The sequence below is a fragment of the Fictibacillus norfolkensis genome, assembly GCF_014836645.1.
GTDB lineage: Bacteria > Bacillota > Bacilli > Bacillales > Fictibacillaceae > Fictibacillus > Fictibacillus norfolkensis.
On sequence record NZ_JACSQM010000001.1, the window covers coordinates 82,029 to 96,553 of the forward strand.

Annotated in this window: 12 protein-coding genes and 1 other annotated feature (1 of these 13 only partly in view); of the genes, 1 reads left to right on the forward strand and 11 read right to left on the reverse strand. The window is 39.6% G+C overall.

Annotation, left to right across the window (positions count from 1 at the left end; all coding sequences use genetic code 11):
- Positions 1-181: a binding site (T-box leader), on the reverse strand (it extends 42 nt beyond the left edge of the window).
- 391 nt (positions 182-572) lie between these two features.
- From ysxE to hemA, 9 genes are all read right to left on the reverse strand, one after another.
- Positions 573-1,646 carry a spore coat protein YsxE gene (ysxE, locus tag H9648_RS00410; protein ID WP_191751850.1) on the reverse strand — a complete coding sequence of 358 codons (1,074 nt, stop codon included), beginning with the start codon at positions 1,644-1,646 and terminating at the stop codon, positions 573-575.
- Positions 1,643-2,560, reverse strand: a complete 918-nt coding sequence (locus H9648_RS00415; RefSeq protein WP_191751851.1) for a hypothetical protein — start codon at positions 2,558-2,560, stop codon at positions 1,643-1,645. The genes ysxE and H9648_RS00415 overlap by 4 nt, the downstream gene beginning before the upstream one ends.
- A gap of 14 nt (positions 2,561-2,574) precedes the next feature.
- A complete protein-coding gene (locus tag H9648_RS00420; RefSeq protein WP_191751852.1) occupies positions 2,575-4,161 on the reverse strand; it encodes a LysM peptidoglycan-binding domain-containing protein in 1,587 nt (528 codons plus the stop codon).
- Positions 4,162-4,306: 145 nt separating this feature from the next.
- The gene (gene hemL, locus H9648_RS00425) at positions 4,307-5,593 is read right to left on the reverse strand and encodes a glutamate-1-semialdehyde 2,1-aminomutase (protein WP_191751853.1); all 1,287 of its coding nucleotides are present in this window, start codon (positions 5,591-5,593) and stop codon (positions 4,307-4,309) included.
- Positions 5,594-5,609: 16 nt separating this feature from the next.
- Positions 5,610-6,581, reverse strand: a complete 972-nt coding sequence (hemB, locus tag H9648_RS00430; RefSeq protein ID WP_144698781.1) for a porphobilinogen synthase — start codon at positions 6,579-6,581, stop codon at positions 5,610-5,612.
- A gap of 1 nt (position 6,582) precedes the next feature.
- Positions 6,583-7,329 carry a uroporphyrinogen-III synthase gene (locus H9648_RS00435; protein ID WP_191751854.1) on the reverse strand — a complete coding sequence of 249 codons (747 nt, stop codon included), beginning with the start codon at positions 7,327-7,329 and terminating at the stop codon, positions 6,583-6,585.
- The gene (hemC, locus tag H9648_RS00440) at positions 7,329-8,261 is read right to left on the reverse strand and encodes a hydroxymethylbilane synthase (RefSeq protein ID WP_191751855.1); all 933 of its coding nucleotides are present in this window, start codon (positions 8,259-8,261) and stop codon (positions 7,329-7,331) included. The genes H9648_RS00435 and hemC overlap by 1 nt, the downstream gene beginning before the upstream one ends.
- Before the next feature lie 19 nt (positions 8,262-8,280).
- Positions 8,281-9,099: a cytochrome C assembly family protein gene (locus H9648_RS00445; RefSeq protein WP_144698775.1), complete on the reverse strand. Its 819-nt coding sequence runs from the start codon at positions 9,097-9,099 to the stop codon at positions 8,281-8,283.
- A gap of 38 nt (positions 9,100-9,137) precedes the next feature.
- Positions 9,138-10,505 carry a glutamyl-tRNA reductase gene (gene hemA, locus H9648_RS00450; RefSeq protein WP_191751856.1) on the reverse strand — a complete coding sequence of 456 codons (1,368 nt, stop codon included), beginning with the start codon at positions 10,503-10,505 and terminating at the stop codon, positions 9,138-9,140.
- A gap of 235 nt (positions 10,506-10,740) precedes the next feature.
- Here hemA and H9648_RS00455 point away from each other — a divergent pair, with 235 nt between their 5' ends.
- Positions 10,741-11,217 carry a LiaI-LiaF-like domain-containing protein gene (locus H9648_RS00455; RefSeq protein WP_191751857.1) on the forward strand — a complete coding sequence of 159 codons (477 nt, stop codon included), beginning with the start codon at positions 10,741-10,743 and terminating at the stop codon, positions 11,215-11,217.
- Between the two features lie 300 nt (positions 11,218-11,517).
- Here H9648_RS00455 and yihA read toward each other — a convergent pair whose 3' ends face one another.
- Both yihA and lon read right to left on the reverse strand, forming a co-directional pair.
- A complete protein-coding gene (gene yihA / locus H9648_RS00460; protein WP_191751858.1) occupies positions 11,518-12,105 on the reverse strand; it encodes a ribosome biogenesis GTP-binding protein YihA/YsxC in 588 nt (195 codons plus the stop codon).
- Entirely contained in the window at positions 12,102-14,420 is a 2,319-nt protein-coding gene (gene lon, locus H9648_RS00465) for an endopeptidase La (RefSeq protein WP_191751859.1), read from the reverse strand. Before lon ends, yihA begins: the two co-directional genes overlap by 4 nt.
- Positions 14,421-14,525 lie beyond the last annotated feature (105 nt).

Sequence of the window (14,525 nt, forward strand, 5' to 3'; positions counted from 1 at the left end):
CAAGTCTAAATAAACTTGCTGTACACTCATGAATAACGGATGGACCGTCTTCTCCTACTTCTAGTTTCAGAGAAGATGCTCAAGGGCGACTTCCAACTAACTATCCTTAAGGATTCTTTCAGCAGATGAATCCCCTCTCTAGAAGGTGTTATGTTGTACTATTCCCTGTCTACGCGACAATATAGAATCTGAATATATTTTATACAACTTATCTGTTTTTAGTCAATAGTATTGCCGTAACTTGTAAAAGTTATTCTATGCTTTTGACCCTTTTATGGTGACAGCCTGTCTTTCACATTAATCATATTGCTGCATAAATTATAAAAAATGGGCGAATGGAGGGCTTGTCTTGTCTAGAAAATATTTTCGAAAAACACGTTTTCCAGGGTGGTTTGTCACCCTCAAACAAACAGTTGGACAATTGACTGCGCCACTTATTGTCTTTCAGCTTTTAAGGACGATACTATTTCCATCTGCTGTTGATTTTATCATCCTTTTAACCTTAGTCATCCTCCATGTGTGTTTCGCTTATGATGTTCTTTAATAATACAAAAAAAGATCACATATAGTCGCTATATGTGATCTCCGTCATCATTTATGTGAATTTTTGTTGGCATAGAATCTGTCGGTTCCATTGGTGCAGGTGGTGGAGCCATCATAATCGCATCGCAGAAATCCCGGATTTTCTTCATCGCTCTTATTCTGCTCTCAAGCCTATGCACCATTTCAATTTGAGAATAATCGTTGCGTTTCATGCAATAGAGATCCACTGCATTAAACACAGGTTCAGGATAAGATAAATAACTAATTAATAATCCTCTTTCTTCGTTTAGCAAAGGTACATGTTTTTCATACAGATCTAATAACGAGTTCCCTTCTTCGGGAGTCCATTCTTTTTGATGAGCCGCTCTTCGAAAATATACCGCTAAATCTCTGATCGGCGTATCCAGAACGGCTTTTTCAAAATTGAGCAGATGACCTTCCCCAGTGGGGTTAAAGATTAAGTGATTTCTTGAAACCTTCCCGTGACAAAGTACGCTCCGGTAACGTTTTTCTCTTTGACACGTTTCATACCACTCTTTTAATCTTCTTTTTGCTTCTTCTGTCATTCTCATAATTTGATGAAAGTGACTGAGATAGGTTAGTTCGAAGGGAGACATATACGTTTTCTGTTCTGCTTCTTCTGTAAATCTCTCCATCTCATATTGCCTATTTTCCCATCTGTTCATGAGATACTGATACGAATGTTCGACCACTTCATTCGAAAAGTCTTGCTCTTTCAGTGTTAAAGCATGGATCTTTCCTAAATGATCGATTAGAACCTCGTCTTTCGCTCTCTCATTTCTTTCATCAGAAGCAAACCATGGCATTAAATAATACGTTCTAGATCCTAACTGAACCGTATAATCACCAAACTTAGTTGGATAGAGAGGAACAACCTGATGAAAACCAATCTCAGAGAGACGCTGAATCACATGCGTAAACCAGCTTCTTTCGTCCTCTGTCATCTCTGCTTCTTTCAGTGCAAATGTACCCCTTTTCGTTATGACCTTCTTAACCTTCCCGTGCTGCTCCAACTTCTCGGGAAATAGATCATAATGAAAAAGGACGGGCCCGTAATTTAATGTATCTTTTTCCGTTGTCATAGGGCCACCTTCCTTCTTTTTTCATCAAACCATTCAGTTACCGTTTTGACCAATGTTCGGTTACTTTCCCAGCAAACTTCATATTTCTTCAAGCCGTCTATCATTCTTTCAAGTGAGCTGTTATCAAGTTGATCTAAACAATCATACAGTTCCCAAGGTGTAACCACCTCAGCTAAAAGTAATAATCCTTGCTCACGTTCCAAAGAAAAATGCTTATTCACCTCCGTTAACAAAAGTTTTAATGACGAAGGTGAAGTTTGTTCCAGCCACTCAACTAAAAACTTACGAAGTGGCAGATATCCCTTAATGGGTAAAGCTTCACTGCCTTGATAAAATAAGAAGTGAAAGATTTTCCTTCCATTCTTTATACTTAGCTCTCCATCAAGAACAGGCAATGGATAATTTCTCACGTTATGTTTGATAGCATGAGAAAATTCCAATCGTTGTTTACTCTCTTTTATACTTGTAACCATACATTGGAAGTTCGCTTCTAAATACTTTTGAGCGCGTGTTATACACTGATTCAGATCAAAAACAGGCTTTCTGGTTTGTTTCACGAAAACATCGTGGTTATCCGAAGAAATTGCCGTATTTAGCAACGTACCAATGAATTGGCCCCAACGTTCTATGTCTTCGCATCCATACCATTCTTTTGTATGATCATGAACAGTAAGCCACCTGTTTCCATATTTTATGGCAGCTTCACCGTTTTTAGTACGAATCATACGATCTGGCACGGCGCTAGAGCCTTTCGAGGACTCATCGCGCCATCTAATGTGCCAATTTAGATTATCTTCTTCACTCCAATAACGAATTCGTTTTTCTCCATAATCGGTCATGATCAGATATGGTCTTTCTTTCCACCGTATCCCATAAAGTTCATATTCTTTTTCTAAGGTGTTAATCAGTTCCATAATAGCACCTCGACTTAACGTGAACTGACTGGGATATATATGATCTGTCCCTCGGTCACCTCACCTTGTTGCAGTTGATTCATGCGCATGAGTGTATTCAATGAGATATCATATCTCTCACAGATGTGTTCTAAAGAATCTCCTCGTTGAAGAATATACATTTTCATCTTAGAAAAACGGTCTTCTTTAGCAGAAAGCATCTTTGTTAAATATAGAGCATTTTCGTCTTTAGGTTCCTCACGCTCCTTATTCATTTGCATCGGTTCTGCTTCAGCCTCATATTCTTCATAACTCGCATCATAGGATTCATAAGAGTTTTCTTGATCTTCTTCTGCTTCGTTGTAATTCACATTCTCGTATTCTTGCTCAGCTTCATACGATTGCTCTCCATATTCGTATGAAGGACGGGATGCATTTTGCTGATATTGATAATTTCCATATTGGTTGGATTGCTGTTGATAAGCATCTTGTTGCTGATAAGTTTCTTGTTGTTGATATGTTTCTTGCTGCTGATATGTTTCTTGTTGCTGGTATTCCTCTTTTTGCTGATATCCACCTTGATTCTGGTATGAAGTTTGTTGCTGGTAAGCTTCGTGTTGCTGATATGGATTGTAGGTGTAAGGTCTTTTCGTATCTTGATAAGTTTGATCGTATTGAGGATAGTTTGATTGTGAATCTTCAGCTTCTTGATCAGAAGCATCATAGCTCTCATAATCACCTTCTACATGATCATAAGCTTCTGTTTCATTATTTTCTTCCATCTCTTCTACTTCTCCATAAAATTCTGAATGCTCTTCATCTGAATCTGCGGTTTCTAAAGATGAAGAATCATTATTTCTTGTATCGTTCATTGAGAAAGCAATAGCTTTTAAAGAATCGAATGTAGCTTCCATCGTTCGATCATCCTGTGCCTCAAAATGCGGCTTAAATTCAAAAGGTGTTGACTTTTCAGCACGAACATCAGCTTCCTTCTCATCAAACCTAGCTGCAAATTCATTGAGATGTGAAGACTGTGAAGGTACACCCCCACTTTGACGTGCTTCAAATTGGAAAGGAGTGAAAATATCTTGTTTTTCTTCTTTCTGCAACGATTTTTCTTCTACTGCACTTGTTCGAACCGCTTCTTTTGGAAGATCATATGCAGGACTTTCTTGACGCTGTTTCTCATCTTTAATTCCATAAATACAAATTGAAGCAGAAAGTTCAAAGCAAGTTGAGTTTGGAAGTTCATATTCAAACGATTCAACTTCCACTTTTACCTCGTTTGAATCTTCTACACGATAAGACGGAATGGTGATATCGACTGGAAAACGGTGCACAAGTTCTGTCATCCCATCTTCTGCCACATTCAGCTGAGTAAGAGAGCGGTAAGACATGCTCTCAGAGAGCGTATTCTGGTCTGTTACACCCTCATTCTGGTCTTGTTTTTCTGACTGGTATCTGCCATTTAAAATAAGGGCTCCCTTGATATAAACCTGTCCGGCTTCCTCAGTGATTTGAATCTCAGGATTTAGTGACATCGACAAAACTTCAGCTACTTCCTGTCCCTTCTTTAGCCAAACAGACTCCTCAATGGAGAAACGCAGCTTCGATTGACTCATGCCCTTCTCCTCCTTTCGGTTTGCATATAGTTATACAATATAGGTGTATGAGTGAACAGGACGAAATATGATTTTTATTAGATAGAGGTCCTTAAAAAACAAAAATAGCGTCCGCTAAGAGTAAGCGGACGCTATAATAATGTGACTATTTTAATTGTGAAAAAGCCTTTTTGAACGCTGCAATTGTTTTATTAATATCTTCCTCTGTATGAGCAGTAGATAAGAATAATCCTTCAAATTGTGAAGGTGGCATCGAGATCCCTTCTTGAAGCATCGTTTTAAAGCAAGCGTTAAAGTGATCTAAATTGGATTGCTTAGCTGTTTCGTAATTGATAACATCTTGATTCGTGAAGAAAAAGCCAATCATGCTTCCTGCACGGTTGATCGTATGTGCCACTCCGTAATGCTCAGCAGCTTCTGAGATTCCGTTAGCTAATTGATCTCCAAGTTTTTGAAAATATGTGTAACTCTCTTTTGTAAGTTGCGAAAGTGTAGCATAACCTGCAGCCATCGCTAGAGGATTTCCTGATAACGTTCCTGCCTGGTAGATCGGTCCGCTTGGCGCGATCTGTTCCATGATTTCTCGTTTCCCGCCATATGCGCCAACAGGCAGGCCACCACCTATTACTTTACCTAAACAAGTTAGGTCAGGTGTTATTCCAAAATAACCTTGAGCACATTCATAATCTACTCGGAAGCCTGTCATTACTTCGTCAAAAATCAATAGAGAACCATGTTGCTCAGTCATTTTTCGAATGCCTTCTAAGAACCCTCTTTGCGGTGGAACTACACCCATGTTACCTGCGACAGGTTCTACAATCACACAAGCGATATCTTCTCCAAATTGATCAAAAGCTACTTGTAAGCTCTCTAAATCATTGTATGGAACCGTGATTGTATTCTGTGCGATTCCTTCTGGAACACCTGGAGAATCTGGCAGACCAAGTGTTGCTACACCAGAGCCTGCTTTGATCAATAAGGAGTCCCCGTGTCCGTGGTAACACCCTTCAAATTTAACGATTTTACTTCGCCCTGTATATCCTCGTGCTAAACGAAGAGCACTCATCGTAGCTTCTGTACCTGAGTTAACCATTCGTACAACTTCGATCGATGGAACACGATCGATTACAAGCTTTGCAAGTTTCGTTTCCATTTCATTAGGCGCACCAAAACTTGTTCCCAGTTCAGCAGTTCGCTTAAGTGCCTCCACTACTTGATCGTCAGCATGTCCAAGAATTAACGGCCCCCAAGACAAAACATAATCGATATATTCATTACCATCGATGTCATAAATCTTAGATCCTTTTCCGCGTTCCATAAATACAGGATCCATCTTTACAGATTTAAATGCACGTACAGGACTGTTAACTCCTCCAGGCATAACATCTTTCGCTTCTTGAAAAGCAGCAATCGATTTTTCAAAGCTTCTCATACCAACACCTCTTTCCTTATTTTTCATTCAGCCATCTTGCAGCATCTTTGGCAAAATACGTAATAATCAAGTCTGCTCCTGCTCGTTTCATAGAGATCAATTTTTCTAATACGATACTCTTCTCGTCTACCCATCCGTTCATTGCAGCCGCTTTGATCATGGAGTACTCTCCACTCACGTTGTATGCTACTAGTGGAAGAGGATATCTGTCTTTTAATTCTCTTAGAATATCTAGGTAAGAAAGAGCTGGCTTAACCATTAAGAAATCAGCACCTTCAGCAACATCCGATTCTGCCTCTCGTAGGGCTTCAAGTCGGTTAGCCGGATCCATCTGGTACGTTTTTCTATCCCCGAACTGTGGTGTACTATGCGCTGCATCACGGAAAGGACCATAGAAGGATGATGCATATTTTACTGCATAAGACATGATCGGAACATCATAGAATCCAGCTTCGTCAAGCCCTTGTCTGATCGCTGCAACAAATCCATCCATCATGTTTGAAGGTGCGATGATATCTGCTCCAGCTTTTGCCTGCGATACAGCTGTCTTTGCGAGCAAAGTCAACGTTTCATCGTTCAACACTTCACCATTTTCGATCACGCCACAGTGTCCATGGTCTGTAAATTGGCATAAACAAGTATCTGCAATGACAGTTAGTGATGGAGCAACTTCTTTAATTTGTGAGATAGCTTTTTGTACGATTCCATTATGATCATAAGCTGAACTTCCGCAATCGTCTTTTTCAGCTGGCACACCAAAAACAATAATAGACTGAATGCCAAGGCTTTCGATTTCTTTTACCTCTTCTTGAAGAAGATCCAATGATAGATGGTACACACCTGGCATAGAAGGGACTTCTTTTTTTATGTTCTCTCCTTCGACAAAGAACAATGGATAGATAAAATCTGAAACATGAAGATGCGTTTCACGCACTAGTGAACGCATGGATGCTGATTTTCTTAAACGACGATGACGCTGAAAATTCATATTAACTTCCTCCTTGAAAATAAGAGATGGCACAGTTCACCATATCTTCTGCGGTAAATTGCTTAGGCATTAGCACACGATGATATCCGCATTCTTCTGCAGCTTTTTTCGTTGTTGGACCAACACAGATCACAGGTTTTTTAAGAACTTCTTCTGTGTTCAACCCTCTACTCATGAAAGTTACGGCAGAAGGACTCATAAAAAAAAGACAATCTGCTTGATGCACGAGCGACCAATCTAAATGATCTTCTGATTCAGTTTTGTAAACAACTAACTCCTCTATTAATGCTGTACCTCTCAACTCTTCTTTAATGAAAGATGGAGCTAGATTCCCTTTTGGAAATAGAATTTTTTCATGAGGTAAGACGTGTTTTTTTAACGTCTTCACTAAACTTTCTGCATGAAAGTGTTCGGGCACAAAAATAGATGTAATCCCTCTCGTTCTTAATGATTCAGCTGTTTTCTCACCAACGGCGGCAAACTTAACATCTCCCAAAGTGAGATTATAATCAGAAATCAGTTGAAAAAAATAATCTACTCCATTTTTGCTCGTGAAAATGATCCATTGGTAAGACGATAGATTGTTTAACAACGACACATCGTTCTTAACACCTTTAATAGAGACAATAGGAAAAGAAAGAGGGAGTCCGCCATTCTCTCGTATAAGTGAGATCAATGGCGCTGCCTGCTCTTTCGGCCGTGTAACAAGTATTCGCTTACCTGCTAGTGGTCCTATAGATGTATTCATTATGAATTTAAATCCTTTTTCACTGTATCTAATATGGTTGTAGCACCTAATGTTTTTAATTCTTCAGCTAACTCTACACCTACGCGGTACGGGTCTTTGCCTGACTTCATTTCTTTTAAAACAGTCTTTCCTTCAGGATCTGCAACAAGACCCGTTAAAGAAACTTCCTGGTTGTCGTCCATCGTTGCGAATGCCGCGATTGGAACTTGGCAGCCGCCTTCTAACGTGTTCAGGAAAGAGCGTTCTGCTAAAACTGTGTCAAACGTATAAGCATCGTTCAGTGTAGCTAATAATTCTTTTACTTCAAGATCTTCACTTCTGCACTCAATAGCTAATGAACCTTGTCCTACAGCAGGGAGACACAGGTCAATGTCCAAGTATTCGGTTACAACATCTGTAGACCAACCCATTCTCTCAAGTCCTGCAGCTGCTAGGATGATCGCATCAAACTCACCGGACTTTAATTTGTTAAGACGAGTATCGATATTACCTCGAATAGATTTAATCGTTAGATCTGGACGTCTGTTCAGAACCTGTGCAGCTCTTCTTAGTGAGCTTGTCCCAACAACTGCACCCGCAGGAAGCTCTCTTAAGGACGAATACTTTTCAGATATTAGAGCATCTCTCGGATCAACACGTTTAGGAGTACAGCCGATTTCAAGCCCCTCAGGAAGTTCAGAAGGCATATCCTTCATGCTGTGAACGGCAATATCAATCTCTTTATCTAACATCGCTTGTTCGATCTCTTTTACGAATAAACCTTTTCCGCCTACTTTTGAGAGCGTAACATCAAGAATGATATCACCTTTTGTTACGATCTCTTTTACTTCAAATTCAAAAGGCATTCCTGATTTTTTTAATTGCTCGATCACCCAGTTTGTCTGTGTGATCGCTAATTTACTTCTTCTTGAACCTACTATAATTTTTCTCATGATATGAATCTCCTATTCTTTACTTATACCAAAGGTGAAATTCAGTGAACGTCGACGCTAAAAAGTAGTTGATCAAAACGACTAGGAAGGCCGCAGCGTTCCAAAGCGCTAACGTTTTACCTTGCACACCTCTTCCAACCTTTTGATAGAGGTAAGTACTGTAAACCAAAAGGACAATAAATGACGAGATGACTTTGGCATCAAGAAGTGTAAAGTCACTTATTTTCCAGAATGCCCATACGACTCCCAATATTAGACTAAGCAAGAGCAGCGGCACTCCGATCGTATTCAATCGAAAAGAAAGTTTCTCTAAGTATGATAGACTCCCAAAACGCTGCAGCCTTTTGCTCCATTTCTTTCGTTTCAACATGCCATGCTGTAGCAGGTACATGAACGAGAATATGAAGGAGAGTGAGAATGCTCCGTAAGAGATAAAAGCCATCGTTATATGAATGATTAATAATTCTGAGATCAGCTGCTTCTCAAGCACTGCACTAGCTTGTCCTGTTGGAGCAAACAAGTGGATCGAGACGAGCAAGAAACCAAGAATGTTCGTAAAAAACACGAGAAAATCAACACGGAAAAACCTGCTCATGACAACTGAGAACGTCACGAGGATCCATGCATAAAAAAACAGGCCTTCCGAGGGTGTTAATATTGGAAACCGTTGATCTTTCAGCATCCTTAACACAAAAAAGACCGTTTGAAGTACCCAGACAATAGAAAGCAACCAGAAAGCAAATCGGTTTGCTTTCCGGTTGTTTTGAAGAAAATCTATAAAATAGCCTATGATGCTAAGTGCATATAGAACGATAGTAAGATCATATATCCAATTCATTTTTGCTCACACTCCATGAGCTCGAGGGAAACGAGAGCTTAAGTTCTTACTACAGCCGAAGGAACCACTTCATCTGTTAGTGAAGACTTCTCTTCGACGTTTGCAGCAAATGCTGTTTCCAACTGCTTCTGTTTATCCAAATAATCTTCGAGTCCGAAAATTTCGGTAAATAATTGCAACTGTTCTTCAGCTCCTGGTTCACCAGCCATCTCTTTGGCTCTAGTCACAGGATCACGAAGCAATTGATTCACGATACTCTTCGTATGTTTGCTTAAAATTTTTCTTTCCCGATCCGTAAGATCCGGCAGCTTGCGTTCGATGCTTTGCATGGTTTCCGCTTGAATGTTTAATGCCTTTTCACGTAGTGCAGAAATTAACGGTACTACGCCAAGCATTGAAATCCAAGATTGGAAAGCTACAATTTCAGCTTCGATCATAATCTCAATCTTTTCTGCTTCTTTCATTCGTTCAGCAAGATTAGACTCTACGATCCCTTCTAAGTCATCAATATCATAAAGAAAAACACTTTCTAAATCATGAAGCTCAGGATCTAGGTCACGAGGTACTGCAATATCTACCATGAACAATGGAAGACCTTTACGTTTCTTAACTGCTGGTGCAGCCATTTTCTTTGTAATGACAAATTCACTAGCACCTGTGGAAGAAATCACAATATCCGCTCTAGTGAGCAAACTCTCAAGATCTTCAAAAGGATATGCTGTACCATGAAACTTTTTAGCTACCTCTTGTGCCTTTTCAAAAGTTCGGTTAATAACTAGTACTTCATTTCCTCCACTCGCATGCAGATGTTTCGCTGTAAGCTCACCCATCTTACCCGCACCAACGATTAAAATGGTTTTATTTTGCAAACCACCAAAGATTTTTTTAGCGAGTTCGACAGCTGCATAGCTAACCGATACCGCATTTTCACCGATATCCGTCTCTGAATGACATCTCTTCGCAAATGTGATCGCTTGTTTCATTAGTTTATTAAATATTGTCCCTGTTGCATCAAGTTTCTGTGACTCTAAGAATCCATCTCTTACTTGACCAAGGATTTGAGTTTCACCGATCACCATAGAGTCCAAGCCAGCAGCTACTCGGAATAGATGCTCGACAGCTGCCTCTCCGTCTCTAATGCTCAAGAATGGTGAAAGCTCTTCTTTATCAATTGAAAACCAGTCCGCCAAAAAAGATTTGATGTAGTATCTTCCGGTATGAAGCTGATCGGCAACAGCATAGATCTCAGTACGGTTGCACGTTGAAACGATTACACATTCAAGTATACTTTTTTGTTTTCGGAGTGTAGAGATCGCATCCGTTAATTCAGAGGGCTGAAAAGAAACTTTTTCCCGAATTTCTACGGGTGCCGTTTTGTAATTAAGTCCAACCACTAGAATATGCATGCGCTCACCTCCCTTAATTATGTATGTTCTTTATTAATTATAACATGTCCCAAAATACGGAATATCCAATAATGTGAACAGAATTTAAACGTTTATGCTATGATGTATTTATTATCTTTTTGGTGCCGTGTATAGCAGTTTTAGGATAACCATAATTACTAAAACTTAGCACCAATATTAAAAATAACAAAAATCGACCAATTTAGCAAAGGTTTACGTTTAAGATGGAGGCATTATGAAACAAAGAAACACATTCAGCGGCATCATTTTACTCGGAATTGGATTATTCTATTTTGCAAATAGAATGAATATTGAACTGCTTCAACCGTATTTGACTTGGCCGAGTATACTAATCATCATCGGTATAGCTCTGCTTTTCCAATCGGGTTCCGGAAAAGATTCTTCAAGTATTTTTTCAGGTGTATTTTTAACCGGATTGGGCGTACATTTTCATGCAGCAGAAATAGTAGCGACATGGCCAGAGCCACTACAAGTAATCATTTTACTTGTAGGTATATCCTTTCTGATTCAGTATCGAAAAACAAAAGAGGGGCTTATTCCGGGATTGTTGTTGTCCCTTTTAGCTCTCTGGTTGCTCTTCTTTAAGAGTAATACCCCTTCTGTAGAGAATATATTTGTGAAAGCGGAAGATTTTTGGCCTATTATTTTAATGGTCATAGGCGCTTATCTTATGTTCTTTAAAAAGAAATAGAAACACAAAACCCTCTATGTAAAAAAAACATAGAGGGTTTTGTGTTAAGGCTGTTTTCACATTCATAGTTGCTTTTAAAGTAGTTGATTTCCATTTCAGGTTGCTCGTGCTCGCTTTCCGCGGGGCAGGCGGTGAGCCACATTCGTACGCTACACGTATAAGTGTCTCACCTGCCGGCCTGTCCTAGCCTAGAGTCTCGCACCTTCCACTCCAATCAACAATCAAAGAAGTAAACAAAAAGATTTAAAAGCCATAATCTGTTAGCAATGAGGCGTCATGCTAACAGATTTTTAATAGTCATTATTTAGAAAGATAAGAATTCAGTATGCCCCATGCTTCATCTTTTCCGTGTCCGGTTTCAGATGAAAAGAGAACGATCTTATCGCTCTTGTCCATGTTTAAGGTTTCCTTGACTACTTTTTTATGCTTGTCCCATTTTCCTTTTGGGATTTTGTCACTCTTTGTAGCTACCACGATAACAGGAAGCTCATGATATTTTAACCAATCATACATGAGTACATCTTCTTTTGAAGGAGCATGTCTCAGGTCTACAAGCTGAACAACAGCTTTTAACTGATCACGTTCAACAAGATACTGTTCAATCATCTTACCCCAAGCTTCTCGTTCTGTTTTTGAAACTTTAGCAAATCCGTAACCTGGTACATCCACAAAATAAAAACTTTCATTTAGAATATAGAAGTTTAACGTTTGTGTTTTCCCAGGTTTTGAAGACGTACGTGCTAAATTCTTTCGATGAATCATCTTATTGATAAAAGACGATTTCCCTACATTCGAGCGGCCGGCAAGAGCAATCTCCGGAAGGTTGCCTTCCGGATATTGCTTAGGTCCGACTGCTGAAATTACGATTTCTGCTGTATTTACTTTCACTTTCTATCACCTGCTAATGCAACTTTTAATACCTCATCTAAATGAGATACGGTTATAAAAGATAATCCCTCTTTTACAGATTGCGGAATATCCTCAATGTCTTTCTCGTTTTCTTTCGGAAGGATGATTGTTTTGATTCCTGCTCGGTGCGCACTTAATGATTTTTCTTTCAAACCACCAATAGGCAATACACGTCCACGCAATGTGATCTCTCCTGTCATCCCTACATCTTTTCTAACTGGCTTTTTCGTTAGTGCTGATACTAATGCTGTAGCAATCGTGATTCCTGCTGAAGGCCCATCCTTAGGTGTTGCTCCTTCAGGAACATGTATATGAATATCTGTTTTCTCGTAGAAATCATGGTCGATTCCCAACTCTTCCACTTTCGTACGAACGTAGCTTAATGCAGCTTGAGCAGATTCTTTCATAACGTCACCTAGCTTACCGGTTAAGATCAGTTTACCCTTACCTGGAGATAAGGCTACCTCAATAGAAAGAGTATCTCCGCCTGCTGTCGTATAAGCTAATCCCGTCGCTGCACCAATTTGGTCTTCAAGTTCTGCCTGACCATAACGGAAACGCGGTTTACCTAGATAATCTTCAAGATTTTTAGCAGAAAGGATCACCTTTTTCTTTTCAGATGAAACAATTTGTTTTGCAGCTTTTCTGCATAATCCTGCAATTTGACGCTCAAGATTACGTACACCCGCTTCGCGTGTATAGTTACGAACCAGCTTTAAGATACAATCATCTTTAAATTGAATCTGGCTTTTCTTTAGTCCATGTTCTTTCAGCTGTTTGGGAATCAAGTGATTCTTAGAAATATGGAGCTTTTCAATCTCTGTATAACCAGCGATCGAAATAACTTCCATTCTATCCAATAATGGCCCTGGGATCGTTGATAGAGAATTGGCTGTCGTTACAAACATGACTTTAGAAAGATCATATGGCTCTTCGATATAGTGATCACTGAACGTGCTGTTCTGCTCCGGATCAAGCACTTCGAGCATCGCAGAGGAAGGATCTCCTCTAAAATCACTCGACATCTTATCGATCTCATCAAGCAAGAACACAGGATTGATCGTACCCGCTTTCTTCATACCTTGAATCAATCGACCTGGCATCGCACCAACATACGTTCTTCGATGCCCTCTGATCTCAGCTTCGTCTCTTACACCACCAAGAGAAATTCTTACAAAATTTCTGCCGATGGCACGTGCGATCGACCTCGCTAATGATGTCTTACCAACCCCTGGTGGTCCAACTAAACAAAGGATCGGCCCTTTTAGTGAATTTGTTAGCTTCTGAACAGCAAGATATTCTAAGACTCTGTCCTTCACTTTTTCAAGACCATAATGATCTTCGTTAAGAACTGTTTCTGCATGTGGAATATCCAGATTATCTATCGTCTCTTGTTTCCAAGGCAGATTAAAAAGCCACTCGATGTATGTTCTGATAACAGAGCTCTCAGCTGAAGAATTCGGCATCTTTTCATAGCGATCGAGTTCTTTTTTTGCAAGCTCCATGACAGTCTCAGGCATATCAGATGATTCAATACGTTCTTTGAGCGTACTTACTTCACCAACTTTGCCTTCTTTATCACCAAGTTCTTTTTGGATGGCTTTCATCTGTTCGCGCAGATAATATTCTTTCTGCGTTTTTTCCATCGCTTTTTTAACGCGTTGGCCGATTTTCTTTTCTAGACCTAGCACTTCTTTTTCATTGTTTAAAAGGTCCAGTAAGTGTTCAAGTCTTTCTTTCACATCAAAAATCTCTAGAATTTTTTGTTTTTCTTTGATCTTTAATGAAAGATGTGAAGAAATAACATCAGCCAGACGTCCAGGTTCAGTAATATCTTGAACTGAGGCAAGTGTTTCAGGTGTTACTTTTTTCGATATGTTTATGTATTGTTCGAATTGAGCCAGAATAGCTCTCATAAGAGCTTCCGTTTCGGCTTCTTTCACTTCAATATCATCCGTTAGTTCCACTTCTACTTCAACATGGGTCTTCTCGTCCGTGAACGAAGTAATTTCTCCGCGTTTAATACCTTCAACAAGTACTCTGATCGTGCCATTGGGCAGTTTGAGCATCTGATTTACTTTTGACAACGTTCCTACATGATAAATTTCCTCTTGTGCTGGATCTTCAATAGAAACTTCTTTTTGAGTAGATAGAAAGATCATCTGGTCATCAAGCATCACTTTTTCAAGCGCCTGAATCGATTTTTCTCTTCCTACATCTAAATGAAGTACCATTGTTGGATAGACCAACAACCCGCGAAGAGGGAGGAGCGGAAGAACTCGTTTTTCCCCCATTATAAACACCTCCGAAAACTGCTATGTAATCATTAATTATATGCTTAGTCTTTGTACAATTCTACCGATAATGCTTAACTTTGTCTAATGTAAGCTTCGGATTGT